This is a genomic window from Ruegeria sp. H3 (genome assembly GCF_056533095.1).
Genome location: NZ_JBQFOD010000008.1, coordinates 96,596 through 111,867, shown reverse-complemented (window position 1 = coordinate 111,867; position 15,272 = coordinate 96,596). Strand labels below are relative to the sequence as shown.

Here is a 15,272-nt window from a genome sequence, read left to right as displayed (position 1 = left end):
CCATGCATACAACAATCGAACACATGCAACAGGTTGTCGCCAAAGGTGATGACGCGCAGATCCGCCCGCTTTTGGCCGAAGACGTCCGCTTTATGCCCCCGACCTATTTCAGCACATGGACAGGACGAGAGCCCGTCGCGGCTGTTCTGGGCCACGTGGGGCAGGTATTTTCCGACTTTCGATATCGACGGATCATGGGCAGAGGCTGCGATTGGGCATTGGAATTTCAATGCAAGGTCGGCGATCTGGACGCGGTTGGCGTGGATCTGATCACGCTGAACGATGACGGCCTGATACAGGAATTCGAGGTTGTCATGCGCCCCTACAAAACCATCGGCGCCCTGCGCGAGGCGATGATGGCCCGCGTCACCCGCGATCCGCGCTTTCTGGACTTCAAATCCGCACTCAGCTGACATGCCAGTCCCGATTGCCTCCGATCAGATCGTCCGCGTGCCATTGGCCCCGGTTCTTGCACTACAGGGTCTGGCGGTGCGCCGCAGAGTTCAAATGCTGCCGGAACCCGCTGGCCCGCGCCAGGGGCAAATCGGTCGTGGGCCCCGGCTGCGCCTGTTGATCACAGGTGACAGTTCTGCCGCAGGGGTCGGCGCAGGCAGGCAAGATCAGGCCCTTTCCGGCCATTTGCTGCATCATCTGTCCAAGCATCACGCGGTCGAATGGCGGCTAGAGGCCACCACCGGGCATACAACTCAGGACACGCTGAACAGGCTGTCGCAGCTAGGCGGCACATATGACGCTGTTGTCACTGCACTGGGGGTGAATGATGTGACCCGTGGTGTCACGCTAAAACGTTTCATCGAACGCCAGACCCATTTGGCGACGCTGCTGACGCAGAAGTTTGGCGCACGTCGGGTCGTGGTTACAGCCGTCCCCCAAATGAACCGGTTTCCTGCTCTGCCGCAGCCTCTGGCATGGGTTCTGGGCCAGCAGTCCGCGCGACTGGACCAGGGTTTGCAACGAGTGGTAGCAGCGCATCCCCAACTCAGTCATCTGAAACTGGATCTACCTGACGATCACGCCTTGGTCGCGCCAGACGGCTATCATCCCAGCCCCAAGACCTATGCGATCTGGGCAGAAAGAGCGGCGAAACTTTTGCTTCAAACCTGACGTCTTGCCTGTCGGATCATCGGAATCGAATAGACAATCAGTGCCGCCCAGATCAACGGAAAGGCAATCATCCGGCCACGATCAATCTGCTCTCCGAACAATGTGATCGCAGTGACGAAAATCATTGTGGGCGCGATGTATTGCAGAATACCCATTGTCGACAATCGCACCAGCTTGGCCCCGTTGGCGTAGACCAACAGAGGCACAGCGGTCACAATACCTGCGCAAGACAAGAGCAGAGTGTCAGACGCAACAACTCCGAAATGGCCAGTGCCTTGCACGCCCAGCAATGTCACATAGGCAAGTGCTGGGATCAGCAGGATCAGCACTTCTAGCAGAAACCCCTGATTGGGACCAATGGGCAGAGAGCGTTTGAAAAAGGCATAAAACCCCCAGCTGACCATCAAACCCAATGCGGCCCAAGGCAGCCGCCCGGCCTCGAACACCAAAACCAGAACACCCAGCGCGGCCAGACCAACCGCAACAAGTTGCGTTCGGTTCAACGGCTCGCGCAGCAATATCGCGCCCAAGGCGATGCTGAACAAAGGATTGATATAATAACCCAACGCAGCATCCAGCGCATGCCCGGTTGAAATCGCCCAAACGTAAATCGCCCAGTTCACTGAAATCAGCGCAGCCGTGACCGCCGCCATCCCCAGCATCTTAGGATTACTAAGGGCTGCTTTCAGATCCCCCGTACGTCCCAGCAGGATCAACACCAGGCCCGCAACCGGCACCGACCAGATCACACGATGCGCAACCACTTCGACCGGACCAATATGATCCATCGCTTTCATATAAAGCGGCAGGAAACCCCAAAGAACATAAGCCGTAACCGCAAGCACCAACCCCTTTGGGGTATCTACATTCTGAGGTGAAGAGGGTGCGCGTGACACAGCAAATCTCCGGTTGATACCGGACCGGTGTACGGCAATTCCCAAGGGGTTGAAAACTCCGAAATCGGTGAAGCCCAACATAACGAATAGTGATGGGTCAATGTCTGACCCTATGCACAATTCAGTTCAAATTCTGCGAGGCTCTGCCTCGCGCTCCGAGATGTCTTTAGCCAGATGAATTCAGGATCCCGTGCTTCATCTGGCCCGAAATATCCCGGGGGAGGTGCCCGAAGGGCGCCGGGGGCAGAGCCCCCTGATCCGTCTCAGACTTTGACGCGCTCGGATTTGGAATCATACATTGGTTTCAACGAAGCTTCGGCTTTGACCTTCACGCCACAGACATCGATCTCGTAGGTCGAGGCCAAAACATCGGCGGCTTTCTCACCTTCGCAAGGAATATAGCCCATGCCGATAGCGCCACCCAACGTATGGCCGTAGTTGCCGGAACTCAGATAGCCGACATATTCGCCATCCCGCACAATCGGTTCGTTATGGAACAGGAGCGGTTCGGGATCGGTCAGTTTGAACTGTACCAGACGGCTTTGAGGCCCATTTTCTTTGCGTGTGATCACGGCCTCACGGCCAATGAAATCGCAGCCCTTGTCAACCTTGACGGCAAAACCTAGCCCCGCATCGACCACATGATCTTCGCAAGTGATATCATGCCCGAAATGGCGGAAACCTTTTTCAATCCGGCAGCTGTCCATCATGTGCATCCCGCACAGCTTCAGCCCCATGTTTTGCCCGGCGTCATGTAGCGTTTCGAACACATGGCCGGCCATGTCTGAGGAGACATAGATCTCCCAACCAAGCTCACCCACATAGGTCACACGATGGGCACGGGCCAGGCCCATGCCGATTTCGATGTTCTGCGCTGTACCAAAAGGGTTGGTCGCGTTCGTGAAATCCGCCGGCGAAACTTTCTCCAGGAGCGCGCGCGCGTTCGGGCCCATCACGGCCAGCACGCCTTCGCCCGCGGTGACATCCGTGATGACCACGTTGAAATTACCCGCCTGGCGCATCATCCAAGTCTGATCAGCCAGGCGGGTCGCCGCCGGGGTGACCACCAGATAGGCGGTCTCGGTGAGGCGGGTAACTGTCACGTCGGCCTCGATCCCACCCGCTCGGTTCAGGAACTGGGTGTAGACGATCTTGCCATTGGCGACCGCGTAATCGCCGCCGCCGATATAGTTCATGAACTTTTCGGCGTCCGGCCCTTCAACGCGAATTTTGCCGAAGGAAGACATGTCATACATGCCGACATTTTCGCGCACGGCCCGGTGTTCGGCGGCAGAGTTTTCGAACCAATTTTGACGTTTCCAGCTGTATTGATATTCGCGTTCCTGCCCGTCATTGGCAAACCAATTGGCGCGTTCCCAACCCGCCAATTCGCCGAAAACGGCCCCTTGTTCCTTCAGTTGATGATGGAACGGCGTCCGGCGCACACCGCGCGCGGTGGCCTTTTGGCGATAGGGATAGTGGTCAGCGTAAAGCAGGCCCAATGTCTCTTTCGAGCGTTCGAACAGGTATTGCTTGTTGCCCTGAAACGGCTGCATCCGGCTGATGTCCACGTCGCCCAGATCGAACGGCTTTTCGCCACTGTCCATCCATTCGGCCAACGCCATGCCTGCGCCACCAGCGGATTGAATTCCAATCGAGTTGAACCCGGCGGCCACCCAGACGTTATCCATCTCAGGCGCGAGACCCAGATGATATGCGTCGTCCGGCGTGAACGATTCCGGGCCGTTAAAGAAGGTATGTATACCTGCCTCGGCCAGCATCGGCATGCGTTCACAGGCAGCTTCAAGAATCGGCTCGAAATGGTCGAAATCTTCGGGCAGTTGATCGAACTCGAAACTTTCTGGGATGCCGTTCATGGCCCAGGGCTTGGCGTCGGGCTCAAACGCGCCCAACATCATCTTGCCTGCGTCTTCTTTGTAATAGGCGCATTCATCCGGTACGCGTAAAACCGGCAACGGAGTTAGACCTTCGATGGGTTCCGAAACGATGTAGAAATGCTCACACGCATGCAGCGGTACATTCACGCCCGCCATGCGGCCAACCTCATGCCCCCACATGCCCGCGCAGTTCACCACCATATCACATTCGATATGGCCCGAGGCGCTGCCATCATCTGCCACCCAGTCTACGCCTGTGACGGTGCGGCCCTGTTGGACGATATCGGTGACCTTCACCCGCTCCTTGACGATCCCGCCCCGCTGTCGCGCACCCTTGGCCAAAGCCAGCGCGATGTTCGCCGGATCGCCCTGCCCATCGAGCGGCAGATAAACAGCCCCTTTGATACCATCAAGGTTCAGGTGCGGATACATCTCATGCACGCGCTCGTTCGAGATTTCTTCGACCTCAACCCCAAAGGCGCGGGCCATGGCGGCCTGACGGTAAATCTCTTCCTTGCGTTCTTCGGTCAGGGCCACGGTGATGGAACCGACCCGCTTGAACCCGGTGGCAACGCCGGTTTCTTCCTCTAGCGCGCCGTAAAGCTCCTGACTGTATTTCGCCAGCTTGGTCATGTTGGCCGTCGCACGCAGCTGCGCAATCAGACCCGCCGCGTGCCATGTGGTGCCGCTGGTCAGCTGTTTGCGCTCAAGCAAGACAACATCTTTCCAGCCCTTCTTGGTCAGATGATAGGCAACCGAGCATCCGATGACACCGCCACCGATGATGACCACTTGGGCTTTGCTGGGCAGATCAACCATTGTGCAGACTCCGCTTTGTCAGGTTTTTTTATAAATGACACGAAAGATCGACAGAAAACCCATCAAAAACGTCAGCGTATCTGCAAAAATCACCTCTGGGCGATTTGCCTCTTCTGGCGCCGCATCGCGAAAGGCGTGACCCCGAAAAAGCTTCGGTAGACCGACGAGAACCCGTTTGGAAAGCCGCAGGCAAGGCCGATCTCGCGCACGCTCATGGTTGTGTTCAGCAACAGGTTGTTGGCCTTGGCCAGCCGCATTTCGCGGTAAAACCCATTGGGCGTGGTGCCGAAGAAGGCTTTGAATTTCCGTTCCAGCGACCGGTTCGACAAGCCCAGCAGGTCTACGATCTCATGAATGGGCAGCGGTTCTTCGATGTTTGCCTGCATCAGCTTGATACATTGATCCAGCTTGAGGTCCCCGGTCGCCGTGGTCTTGGCACCAGAAAACGGCTGCAAGGACGAAAAATCGCGGATGTTTTCGTGCAGCATTATATCGGCAACCGTCATTTGCACAGCGCCCGAGATGTGGCGCCCGATCACCGCCAGCGCGATATCGGTCGTCGCCCCCATACCGGCGCAGGTCACCACCGCGCCACGTTCGGTTGCGATCGACAGTTTAGCCTCAAACCCTGCACCACGTTCACGCAGAAAAGATGCGTTTTCCCAATGCGTTGCCAAATCGGCTATGCCCTGTTCGTCAATGTAACGGCTGGCGGCTTCGGCCAACAGGAATACCTGTGCACCGCGATAGGTATAGTCCGAGACGACACGACCCAGCGACAGGTCTGGCTGATCCGGGTTGGTATTGCCTATGACAAAAAGATACGCCGCTGTCGGGTTGGGCAAAACGGCTTTGGTCTCAACGGTTGCGTCGCTGCTGCTGGCAACCGGCCCTCCACGCAGGGATCGGTAGCTGAACGAAAATCGGGGAGACGGGCAGACCCGGTTGGCAATGCGCAGCACATCAACCAAGGAGGCCAGTTCCAGCAGCACATAACCCGGCGCGACCAGTATGTCGAAATGGACAAGATCACCGCCTTGATCGGCAGAGGCTGAAACGGGTGTATCTGTCATTCAGCCCCGCACATGTCTCAGACGATCTGATGACCGGCAGATTTAAGGCGCCGTGCTAGTGCTTCGATATGGTCCGGGCCGATCTCACAGCATCCGCCGACTATCGTTGCACCTTGATTGACCCAAGCCATCACGTGATCGGCATAGGCCTCGGGGCCCAGATCATGGCGCTGTTCCAGCGCATCTACAGTCGGGGCGTCTTTCAGGAACCCATCTGCGATATGGGTAAAACCATTGGCATAGGCCCCGAATGGCAAATCCATGCCGGACAAAACATCCAACGCCGCCGGAACGGCCTCGGGCCGGGTGCAGTTGATCAGAACGGCGTCGGGGTGATGTTCGGCGACCAGTGGGACGATATCCTGCAGCGGCTCGTCTGAGCGCAAGCGTGTTCCGTCCTTATCCATCACCGACACGGCCAGCCAGACAGGCTTGCCACAGTTGGCCGTCCCGCGCAGGGCTCCTTCGGCCTCAAGAACCGAGGACACGGTTTCATGCAGGAACAGATCCACGTCATCCGCCATCAACGCGACCAGTTCGCCGAACTTTTGAGCCGCGTCATCCGGGTTGGGCATCAGGTCGGGTCGGTATGACGCCAGCAGAGGCCCCAACGATCCAGCGACCCGCCCAACCCCGTCCGGCCGCGCGGCCTTAGCCTGGGTCACAGCGGTTTGAATCAACAACGACAGCTGATCCTCGATCCCTTCGCGCACCAGGCGCGAGCGGTGAACAGCATAGGTGTTGGTCGTGGCAACGGTTGCGCCCCGGGCAAAGTATTCGGCATGTACCTCTCGGACCAGTTCGGGATGATCGATCATCACCCGCGTTGACCACAAGGGCGTCGGGCGCTTGCCGCTGCGCTTCACTAGCTCTTGCCCGATTGAGCCATCCAACAAAGTAATCTTCGCCATACCAAACCTTCCTTACGGGATCAGCACCAGTTTCCCCGGCAGCGCTTTGGACTGAAACGCCTCTTGCGCCTTGGCGATATCCTTTAAGGGATATGTTTGGGAGATCAACGGTTTGATGTGACCGGCATTCATCAGTTCGACCAAGCGGCCAAAGACCTCGGGCGATTGATGCGTGCAGCCATGGATGGTGATATCGCGCAGATAGATATCGCGCAGGTCCGCCTGCACGATCGGGCCTGCAATTGCGCCGGATACGGCGTAGTGGCCGCCGGGTTTCAGCGCAAGGATCAGATTTGCCCATGCCGGGCCACCAACCACGTCGATCACAACATCGAACATATCGGCAGGCAGAGGCGCATCGCGGTCAAAGGTGCCGACCGCACCCTGAGATTTCACAACCTCGGCTTTGACTTCCCCGGTCACGCCCCAGACCTGCGCGCCCCGCAGACGGGCCAGTTGCACAGCGGCCAGACCTACGCCACCCGATGCGCCGGTAATCAGGACCTTGTGACCAGCGGTGACACCCGCGCGGGTCAGCAGATTCTCGGCGGTCCCAAAGGCGCAAGGTATGGCCGCGATCTCGATATCTGACAGGGGCGAAGCGGAGACGTCATAAAGATCATCCGCCTCCACCAGACAATATTGCGCAAAGGCCCCATCAATCTCGGACCCCAGCGCGATAAACCCGTGTGGGTGACCGGGGCGCGGACGTGGCAGGTTGATCGGGCAGGTCACACGCTGCCCGGGTTTGAACCCCACATCGGAACCAACAGCTTCGACAATGCCGCACAGATCACCCCCCTGAATCCGAGGAAATTGTAACGCACCGCCCCAGCCCCCGGCTTCGACATCCTGATCGACGTCATCCGTAGCGCCGGTTACATCCGAAGAGTACCAGCCGACCCGTGTGTTGATATCCGTGTTATTGACCCCGGCAGCTGCAACGCGCACCAGAACCTGCCCCGGTCCGGGTGTTGGCACTGGAATATCCTCGCGCCATTCCAGCGCCTTGGGCCCACCATGGTGGGTCAGGTAAACGCCGGACATTTTGGTGGGGATGGTCATAGGGATCGTCGCTCAATCTGCGTCGTCTGGATGGGGAGGAACGGGGCCCATCGGGACAATGTCGTAGCGGGCATTGAGTGCTGCCATCTTCGCTTCATCGGCAAAGTCAGCCTCACTCATATTCGCCATCTCAGACAGAAAATCATCAAAACCCGAAGGTTGGTAGATCATCAGCATCTTTGCGGGTGCATTGCCCGCTGTTCGGCACGCGTGCGGCACACCGGGGGGCACGTGCATCGTTGCCCCTGCCCCGCAGCGATGCCAATCGCCATCGATGTAAAAATCAACCTCACCATCCAGAAAATAGAACGTTTCAGCGTGAGTTTCATGACGATGAAGGCCAAGCGCAAAGCTGGCCTTCAGATTGTCCTCCATCAAGGTATAAGCGCCATTCGTATCCCGACCGGACACTTTCACAAACGTATGGTCGTTTTCCCAGTCATAGTTGGGGCCTTCACCAGGCCCCAGAACTGAATAGCGTCTGCCCATTTTGGGTCTCCTTTTGACGATCAGGCGCGCAGCCGCTCGTTCGCCGGATCCCAGAGCGGTTGGTCCTGTTCTACCACAGCACGATATTTCTGGCCGCAGATTTCCACCTGAAGCTCGGTTCCCGGGTTCGCGGCATCGGTTTTGACCATGCCCAGCGCGATGGACTTTCCGACACGGTAGCCCCATGCGCCCGAGGTCGTTTCACCCACAATCTGATCCCCTTGCCAGATGCAAGACATGTAGGGCGCGTCGCACTCACCGGCTTCAACGGTCAGCGTAACAAAGGACTTCTTAACACCTTGCTGCTTTTCGTTCAGGATAGCGGCTTTGCCGGGAAAGTCCTGCGGCTTGTCCAGTTTGACGAAGCGTTCCAGCCCGCCTTCAAGCAGCGAATAGTCGGTGCTCAGATCGCCCTTCCATGCACGGTATCCCTTTTCGATGCGCAAGGAGTTCAGGGCGTACATCCCGAACGGCTTGGCCCCGGCGTCGAGGATCGCGTCGTAGATGGCTGGCATATCGGCGTTCAGGGCATGGACTTCCCAGCCCAGTTCTCCTGCGAAGGACACACGGATCAGATGGGCAGGCTGCCCGGCCACAGTGGCGCTTTGATGGGTCAGCCATCCCAGCGACAGGTCGGCATCGGTCAGACCCGAAAGAACCTCGCGCGATTTCGGGCCGGTCACGATCAGCGTGTCGCGTGTTGTGGTGACATCCTCGACACTGACGCCAGCGGGCATCGCGGCTTTCAGGATATCACGGTCATGCCACTGAGCTGTTGCGGCGGTGATCATGACGAACTCATCCTCGCCCAGTCGCAGGCAGGACATCTCGGTCAGAATGCGACCTCGCGGATCGGAGATGTAGACCAGGTTGATACGACCGACTTTGGGCAAGCCGCCCGCGACCAACCCACGTAGCGCTTCGGCCGCGCCGTCACCCTTGACCATGAACCGAGAGAACCCGGGCAGGTCCAGCACGCCGCAATGGTCGCGTACGGCCTCGCATTCTTCCTTGATCCGCTGTTCCCACGGGCCCGAGCGACCCCAGGTGTGTGTGGCCTCAAGCGAGGTATCGTCACCCGGCTGCGCAAACCAGTTGGCGCGCTCCCAGCCGTTGTAGGCGCCCATGACACCGCCGTGCGCGATGACCTTGTCATGCACCGGCGACAGCTTCTTGTCCCGCGCGGCGGGCCATTCGTGATAGGGGAAGTGCATCGCATATTCGTTGCCGTAGACCTCCAGACCCTTCTGGTTACAGTAGTCCTGATCGGAGTAATCTGTGTAACGACGCGGATCGACGGCCCACATATCCCATTCGGTGGCGCCATCAACGATCCATTCCGCCAGCACCTTGCCGGCACCCCCGCCCTGCGCGATGCCGAAGGTAAAGGTATGCGCCTCAAACGCATTTTTCACACCCGGCATTGGGCCGATCAACGGCAGACCGTCCGGCGCGTAGGGGATCGGGCCATTGATAACACGGCCCACGCCCGAGGTCGCCATTAGCGGCACCCGTTCCATCGCATCGGTGACAATGTCTTCGATCCGGTCCAGATCGTCGTTCCAGAGTTGAAACGAGAAATCCTCGGGCATCGGGTCATCTTCGGTCATCCAGTGGCCCTTACAGTTGGGCTCATACGGGCCGAGGTTGAAGCCGTGCTTCTCTTGCCGCAGGTAGTAGGATACGTCCACATCCCGTAGCAGAGGCAGCTTACCGCCATTTTCCTTGGACCATTCTTCGATCTCGGGGATCTCATCGGTCAGCAGGTACTGATGGCTCATGACCATTGCTGGAACGGTCCGACCACCAAAAGGCTTGAACCATTCACCTACGCGCTGTGCGTAGTAACCGGCGGCATTAACCACGTATTCACAAGAAATATCGCCCTGATCTGTGTGCACCGTCCAGGTGCCATCGTCGTGTTGAGTCACACCTGTCGCCGGACAAAAGCGGATGATCTTTTGACCCATATCGCGGGCACCTTTGGCCAGCGCCTGTGTCAGCTGGGCCGGATCGATATCGCCATCTGTTGGGTCATACAGAACGCCTTCAAGATCATGCGTTTCCAGGAAGGGATAGCGCTTCTTAGCTTCTTCCGGGGTCCACATTTCCATCGGAATGCCCTGATACCGGCCCATCGCCAAGGCGCGTTCGAATTCCTGCATCCGCTCCTTGCTATGCGCCAGCCGGATCGAACCCGACTGGTGATAGTTCATCGGATAGTCGACTTCATCGCCCAGACGCGCATAGAGCTCGGTCGAGTAGCGCTGCATGTTCATGATTGCCCATGAGGTCGAGAAAGTCGGCACGTTGCCAGCCGCGTGCCAAGTGGACCCTGCGGTCAATTCGTTCTTTTCCAGCAGAACGCAGTCGGTCCAGCCTTTCTTGGCCAAGTGGTACAGGGACGAGGCCCCCACCACGCCGCCGCCGATGATAACCACGCGGGCCTTTTTCGGAAAATCGCTCATTGGTTTTGATCCCTGTTACTGTGCCTCTCGGGGCAGATCGTCTGTGATGTCGTAGTAGTCGCCCTTGTCAGCCACAAAGATGTGGCGGGCGAGGTGCAGTCCGGTAGGCGCGTCAAACGCCCCCATGGAAATCGAAATTGTGTCTTCGGCATTGTGCTGCCAGAAGAGGAATGAACCACACGCCCCACAAAACCCACGGCGTGCGATGTCGGAGGCTTCGAACCACTTCAACGTGTCATCGGCGGTAAAACTTAAATTGTCCTCATGCGTCCAGGTCGAGGCCCAAACATGCCCAGATTGCTTGCGGCACTGGCCGCAATGGCAGGCCGAAGGTGGCGACAATTCTCCGTCAATCTCAAAGGTTACAGAACCGCAGAGACAAGATCCGGAATACATGGTGTTACCCCCTTGCTGCGGGCGTGGAGCTGGCCCCCAGCAACACGCCATAGATGATAAAACAGGTCGCCATAACGCGGCGCACCCAGACATTGAACACAGCACCCAAGGCTGCTTTGCCCATCATCGCGCCCAACAATGTGAAGCCTGTATAGCTGAGCGCGGTGATCACCAGTGCGGTGGGCATGATCACCCCCATCTGCTGCCAAACAGGTACGTCGGGCTGCACAAATTGTGAAAAGGCGGCAAGGTATCCGGCCACGCTTTTGGGATTGATTGTCGCGACGGCCAACGCGTGCAGATAGATATGGCTTGCGGGTCTTTCACTGGCGGGTGCTGGCTTTGCTGCGCTCATCCAGCCGCGTATCCCGAGCCAGATCAGGAAACCGGCGCCGATCAATTTTGCAATGAAGAACCCGGTCGGAGAGGCAGCAATCAGCGCTGTGACCCCTAGCGCCGAAAAGATAAGAAATGCGCTTGCCTGCGTCAGGATCGCAAGAACCCCCAGCATAGCCTTGTGAAGTGGCAAGCTCATCCCGTTCGAGATACAATTGACGGCGTTCGGCCCCGGCGTGGTCACAAACACCACCCAGAACAGTGCGAATATGGTCCAGGCTTCAAAGCTCATCAATACACCGGCGGGGCGATCACCCAGATAGCCACCGCAGGCTCATCATAGGGGTTCGCCCATTGATAGAGTTCATGCTTGATCCGAAAACTGTCACCCGGTCCGACGGCGTATTGGCGCGCACCGATGGTCAGATCCAGCCGGCCCGAGATCATATATCCAACTTCCTGCGTCGGTCGATTGGCAGGCTTTTGCATTCTTGATCGGGGTTCAAAGGTGGAATGAACCATTTCGAAATCGTCTGTCAGATCGGGCGACAGCAACTCTTCGATCAGCCCTTCCTCGCCCGAGCCCATAGGTCGGCGTGAGCCCGCGCGAACCACATAACCTTGCTCTTCCGCGGGCACCGACGAATGCGCAAACAACATCGACATCGGCACGCCCAGACATTCGGCAATCTGGCGCAGGTCCGAGATCGACGGGTCGGACATGTCGCGCTCAACCTGGCTGAGCCACCCGACGGAGCGGTTAAGACGCTCGGCAATCTCGGACAAGGTTAACCCCCGCGCCTTGCGCAAGGCGCGCAGATCCGCTCCGAGTGTGGCACTTTGCGGGGCCTGATTGTTCAAAGGGCGCTCCGAATCTCGTGAAATTTACATCTCGTTTTTCACGATGGCGCAGTTCTGTGAAATTTCCAAGAATTTTTTCACGTGCGTTTACGCCGTGTTGACTCACTGAAGTGAGACGCGTGTGCTACCCGCCAAATGTCTGGGTCAGGATCGATTCAAGGCGATCTGCATCCGATTGATCAAATGCATCTGGCTGGTCGCTATCGATGTCAAACACTGCGATCACCTCACCCGTGGCATCACGCACCGGCAGAACCAGCTCAGACCGGGTGGAGGAGGCACAGGCGATATGCCCCGGGAAGGCCTCCACATCCGGCACCAGTTGCACTTGGCCCGTGCGCGCGGCGGCCCCGCAAACACCGCGCTCGAACGGGATGACCAGACAGCCATGGCCGCCTTGATAGGGACCGATCTTCAACAGGCCGGGCTGGGTCACGCGGTAGAACCCGGTCCAGTCGAAACGATCATCGGAATGATGCACCTCGCAGGCGATAGTGGCCATAAGGGCAACATGATCAGTTTCCCCCTCGGTCAGGGACGCGATGGTTTTGGCAAGGGTATCGTAGTCGACGGTCATGACGCGCTTTCAGGTAAGGGAAACGGGGACCAGCTCCCGTACCCCCGAAGTATTTGGAAAAAGATGAAGGGTCAAACGCGTTCGATGGCGATAGCTGTGCCTTCCCCGCCGCCGATACAAATCGCTGCGATACCGCGTTTGAGGTTCCGTTTTTCCAGCGCGTTCAGCAACGTAACCATAATCCGCGCGCCCGATGCGCCAATGGGATGACCTAGCGCGCAGGCGCCGCCATTCACATTCACCTTCTCACGTGGCAATCCCATTTCATGCATGAAAGCCATGGGGACGACGGCAAAGGCTTCATTCACTTCCCATAGATCAACATCCTCGGTTGACCAACCGATCCGATCCAGCAGTTTCCGCGCTGCGGGAACCGGAGCCGTCGTGAATAGACCCGGCGCTTGCGCATGACTGGCGTGGCCCAGGATCCGCGCTCGGACAGTCAGAGATTGCGCTTCGGCCTGGGCGGCAGACGCCAGTACCAACGCGGCCGCACCATCCGAGATTGAGGAAGCGTTGGCCGCAGTGACTGTGCCATCTTTGCGGAAGGCAGGTTTAAGGGTCGGGATTTTCTCAGGCCGGGCGGATTTAGGCTGCTCATCCGTGGACTGGGTTACCTCACCCTTGCGGGTGCGCACGGATACGGGCGTGATCTCTTCGTCGAAGGCGCCGTTTTCCTGTGCAGCCAATGCGTTAGACAAAGATTGCAGGGCGTATTCGTCCTGCGCCTCGCGCGTGAATTGATAGGCCTCGGCACAGTCTTCGGCAAAGGTGCCCATCAGGCGGCCTTTGTCATAGGCGTCTTCGAGACCATCAAGAAACATGTGATCGATAACCTGCCCATGCCCGATGCGCGCGCCCCCCCGCATTTTAGGCAACAGATAAGGTGCATTTGTCATGCTCTCCATTCCGCCCGCGACCATCAGGTCCGCATGACCCAGCGCAATCTGATCAAAGGCCATCATGGCAGCTTTCATACCCGACCCGCACATCTTGTTCAGCGTTGTTGCGGGCACGTCTTCGCCTAGACCAGCTGCAAACCCGGCCTGACGTGCGGGGGCTTGCCCCTGGCCTGCGGGAAGAACACAACCCATCAGAACCTCATCCACTGTCTGGGTACCTGCCTGCGTAAGAGCCGCCCGGATCGCCGTTCCACCAAGCTCCGCCGCCGAGACGCCATCAAACATGCCCTGAAACCCACCCATCGGGGTACGAGCGGCCCCTGCGATCACAACATCTTTCATCCCGGCTTTCCTTTGTTCGATTTCCACCCCTTGAATACCGAATGGTAAGATTTGCCGTCTAGCGTATTTCTACGACTTAGTTTTAGCGAAGAGGGCGGTCACAATGGGTCTGACCAGCAAAACGACCGGGGCCACTCAGGTCATAACAGTTGAATCTGACAGAATTGATGCTGCTATGGCCATCCAGTTTAAGGAGGATATGCGGCGCGAAACCGAAACGGAATGCGACCGCGTCATACTAGATCTGGCAGGGGTCGAATTCATCGACTCGAGCGGACTGGGTGCCATCGTTGCCTCGATGAAACAGCTTGGGGACGGGCGCAGGCTGGATTTGTCAGGCCTGCAACCGGTTGTCGAAAAGGTCTTTCGCCTGACGCGCATGGACACAGTGTTCAAACTGTTCACCACTCTGGACGATGCCTTGGCAGAGACGTTGGACTGATCTGGCAGGAGTGGACTGCGTGACGCCGATACGGAACGAAACCTGCCTGGAGCTCAGCTTTCCCGCCACAGAGTTGGAAGCCAGCGCCGGGATTGCACAGCTCAGCGCCGGGTTATCGCAGCAGGGGTTGCCCGATCATATGGCAGATGATGTTAAGATTGCCTTGGCCGAGGCAATCAATAACGTCGTTGAACATGCCTACGAGGGGATCGCGCCCGCTAAGGTGCAGGTAACCTGTCGGCTGGAACGCGACCGATTGGATATTTTGATCTCGGACACCGGGAACCCGATGCCCGGGTATCAATTGCCTGATGGAACCCCAGCCTCGGTCGAAACGGACCTACAGGATTTGCCCGAAGGCGGGTTTGGTTGGTTTTTAATCAATCAACTGACCAGTGATATTTGCTATGAGCGACACCAGGGATGCAATCGCCTGTCCCTAAGGTTCGACTTTGAACGCCAGCCTTAACTACAGACATAACGCCACAATAACGCCTTTTTCGAACCATTGTGGCGCCGCAAACAACCATCATACAGTGACTCGTAGCTCAGATAGCTTCCCTCGGCGCCAAGTGTCACAGCCCCCACCCAGTGAACGGCGCCGAGGAACCTCCCTCCCCTTGAAATCACTGGACAATCCCTCCCCTCACTTTACCTTCGCCACGGTAAGGA

Annotated in this window: 16 protein-coding genes; 4 read left to right on the top strand and 12 right to left on the bottom strand. The window is 57.9% G+C overall.

Translation table 11 applies throughout. The features are described from left to right. Positions 1-2 precede the first annotated feature (2 nt). Entirely contained in the window at positions 3-413 is a 411-nt protein-coding gene (locus tag ACR0JE_RS11315) for a nuclear transport factor 2 family protein (protein ID WP_480864233.1), read from the top strand. 1 nt (position 414) lies between these two features. Then, the gene (locus tag ACR0JE_RS11310; RefSeq protein WP_480864232.1) at positions 415-1,125 is read left to right on the top strand and encodes an SGNH/GDSL hydrolase family protein; all 711 of its coding nucleotides are present in this window, start codon (positions 415-417) and stop codon (positions 1,123-1,125) included. On the opposite strand, the gene rarD is transcribed toward ACR0JE_RS11310, so the two are convergent. The 12 genes from rarD to ACR0JE_RS11250 form a co-directional block, all read right to left on the bottom strand. After that, positions 1,116-2,021 carry an EamA family transporter RarD gene (gene rarD / locus ACR0JE_RS11305; RefSeq protein WP_480864231.1) on the bottom strand — a complete coding sequence of 302 codons (906 nt, stop codon included), beginning with the start codon at positions 2,019-2,021 and terminating at the stop codon, positions 1,116-1,118. The genes ACR0JE_RS11310 and rarD overlap by 10 nt on opposite strands. Positions 2,022-2,284: 263 nt before the next feature. Then, complete coding sequence (locus tag ACR0JE_RS11300) at positions 2,285-4,738, bottom strand: GcvT family protein (protein WP_480864230.1); 2,454 nt, start codon at positions 4,736-4,738, stop codon at positions 2,285-2,287. An 89-nt stretch (positions 4,739-4,827) separates the two neighbouring features. Next, positions 4,828-5,811: a GlxA family transcriptional regulator gene (locus ACR0JE_RS11295; protein WP_480864229.1), complete on the bottom strand. Its 984-nt coding sequence runs from the start codon at positions 5,809-5,811 to the stop codon at positions 4,828-4,830. Positions 5,812-5,828: 17 nt separating this feature from the next. Next, the gene (locus ACR0JE_RS11290) at positions 5,829-6,722 is read right to left on the bottom strand and encodes a homocysteine S-methyltransferase family protein (RefSeq protein WP_480864228.1); all 894 of its coding nucleotides are present in this window, start codon (positions 6,720-6,722) and stop codon (positions 5,829-5,831) included. 12 nt (positions 6,723-6,734) lie between these two features. Continuing rightward, positions 6,735-7,787, bottom strand: coding sequence for an alcohol dehydrogenase family protein (locus ACR0JE_RS11285; protein WP_480864227.1), 1,053 nt, complete (start codon positions 7,785-7,787; stop codon positions 6,735-6,737). 12 nt (positions 7,788-7,799) lie between these two features. After that, positions 7,800-8,276, bottom strand: coding sequence for a cupin domain-containing protein (locus ACR0JE_RS11280; protein ID WP_480864226.1), 477 nt, complete (start codon positions 8,274-8,276; stop codon positions 7,800-7,802). Between the two features lie 20 nt (positions 8,277-8,296). Beyond that, positions 8,297-10,744, bottom strand: coding sequence for a GcvT family protein (locus ACR0JE_RS11275; RefSeq protein ID WP_480864225.1), 2,448 nt, complete (start codon positions 10,742-10,744; stop codon positions 8,297-8,299). A gap of 15 nt (positions 10,745-10,759) precedes the next feature. Further along, on the bottom strand, positions 10,760-11,140 hold the full coding sequence (locus tag ACR0JE_RS11270) for a GFA family protein (protein WP_480864224.1): 381 nt from the start codon (positions 11,138-11,140) through the stop codon (positions 10,760-10,762). 4 nt (positions 11,141-11,144) lie between these two features. Continuing rightward, a complete protein-coding gene (locus ACR0JE_RS11265) occupies positions 11,145-11,768 on the bottom strand; it encodes a LysE family translocator (RefSeq protein ID WP_480864223.1) in 624 nt (207 codons plus the stop codon). Beyond that, positions 11,768-12,337, bottom strand: coding sequence for a helix-turn-helix domain-containing protein (locus ACR0JE_RS11260; protein WP_480864222.1), 570 nt, complete (start codon positions 12,335-12,337; stop codon positions 11,768-11,770). Before ACR0JE_RS11260 ends, ACR0JE_RS11265 begins: the two co-directional genes overlap by 1 nt. Positions 12,338-12,461: 124 nt before the next feature. Further along, positions 12,462-12,914: a GAF domain-containing protein gene (locus tag ACR0JE_RS11255; RefSeq protein ID WP_480543080.1), complete on the bottom strand. Its 453-nt coding sequence runs from the start codon at positions 12,912-12,914 to the stop codon at positions 12,462-12,464. A gap of 71 nt (positions 12,915-12,985) precedes the next feature. After that, on the bottom strand, positions 12,986-14,158 hold the full coding sequence (locus ACR0JE_RS11250) for an acetyl-CoA C-acyltransferase (RefSeq protein ID WP_480864221.1): 1,173 nt from the start codon (positions 14,156-14,158) through the stop codon (positions 12,986-12,988). Positions 14,159-14,261: 103 nt separating this feature from the next. Here ACR0JE_RS11250 and ACR0JE_RS11245 point away from each other — a divergent pair, with 103 nt between their 5' ends. Further along, on the top strand, positions 14,262-14,600 hold the full coding sequence (locus ACR0JE_RS11245) for an STAS domain-containing protein (RefSeq protein ID WP_170533359.1): 339 nt from the start codon (positions 14,262-14,264) through the stop codon (positions 14,598-14,600). 19 nt (positions 14,601-14,619) lie between these two features. Beyond that, positions 14,620-15,069, top strand: a complete 450-nt coding sequence (locus ACR0JE_RS11240) for an ATP-binding protein (RefSeq protein ID WP_480543084.1) — start codon at positions 14,620-14,622, stop codon at positions 15,067-15,069. Positions 15,070-15,272 lie beyond the last annotated feature (203 nt).

Excerpts from the sequence above, each read along its gene's own strand:
- ACR0JE_RS11315 (WP_480864233.1), top strand. The coding sequence starts at position 3 with ATGCATACAACAATCGAACACATGCAACAGGTTGTCGCCAAAGGTGAT.
- ACR0JE_RS11310 (WP_480864232.1), top strand. The coding sequence starts at position 415 with ATGCCAGTCCCGATTGCCTCCGATCAGATCGTCCGCGTGCCATTGGCC.
- ACR0JE_RS11300 (WP_480864230.1), bottom strand. The coding sequence starts at position 4,738 with ATGGTTGATCTGCCCAGCAAAGCCCAAGTGGTCATCATCGGTGGCGGT.
- ACR0JE_RS11295 (WP_480864229.1), bottom strand. The coding sequence starts at position 5,811 with ATGACAGATACACCCGTTTCAGCCTCTGCCGATCAAGGCGGTGATCTT.
- ACR0JE_RS11290 (WP_480864228.1), bottom strand. The coding sequence starts at position 6,722 with ATGGCGAAGATTACTTTGTTGGATGGCTCAATCGGGCAAGAGCTAGTG.
- ACR0JE_RS11285 (WP_480864227.1), bottom strand. The coding sequence starts at position 7,787 with ATGACCATCCCCACCAAAATGTCCGGCGTTTACCTGACCCACCATGGT.
- ACR0JE_RS11280 (WP_480864226.1), bottom strand. The coding sequence starts at position 8,276 with ATGGGCAGACGCTATTCAGTTCTGGGGCCTGGTGAAGGCCCCAACTAT.
- ACR0JE_RS11275 (WP_480864225.1), bottom strand. The coding sequence starts at position 10,744 with ATGAGCGATTTTCCGAAAAAGGCCCGCGTGGTTATCATCGGCGGCGGC.
- ACR0JE_RS11270 (WP_480864224.1), bottom strand. The coding sequence starts at position 11,140 with ATGTATTCCGGATCTTGTCTCTGCGGTTCTGTAACCTTTGAGATTGAC.
- ACR0JE_RS11265 (WP_480864223.1), bottom strand. The coding sequence starts at position 11,768 with ATGAGCTTTGAAGCCTGGACCATATTCGCACTGTTCTGGGTGGTGTTT.
- ACR0JE_RS11255 (WP_480543080.1), bottom strand. The coding sequence starts at position 12,914 with ATGACCGTCGACTACGATACCCTTGCCAAAACCATCGCGTCCCTGACC.
- ACR0JE_RS11250 (WP_480864221.1), bottom strand. The coding sequence starts at position 14,158 with ATGAAAGATGTTGTGATCGCAGGGGCCGCTCGTACCCCGATGGGTGGG.
- ACR0JE_RS11245 (WP_170533359.1), top strand. The coding sequence starts at position 14,262 with ATGGGTCTGACCAGCAAAACGACCGGGGCCACTCAGGTCATAACAGTT.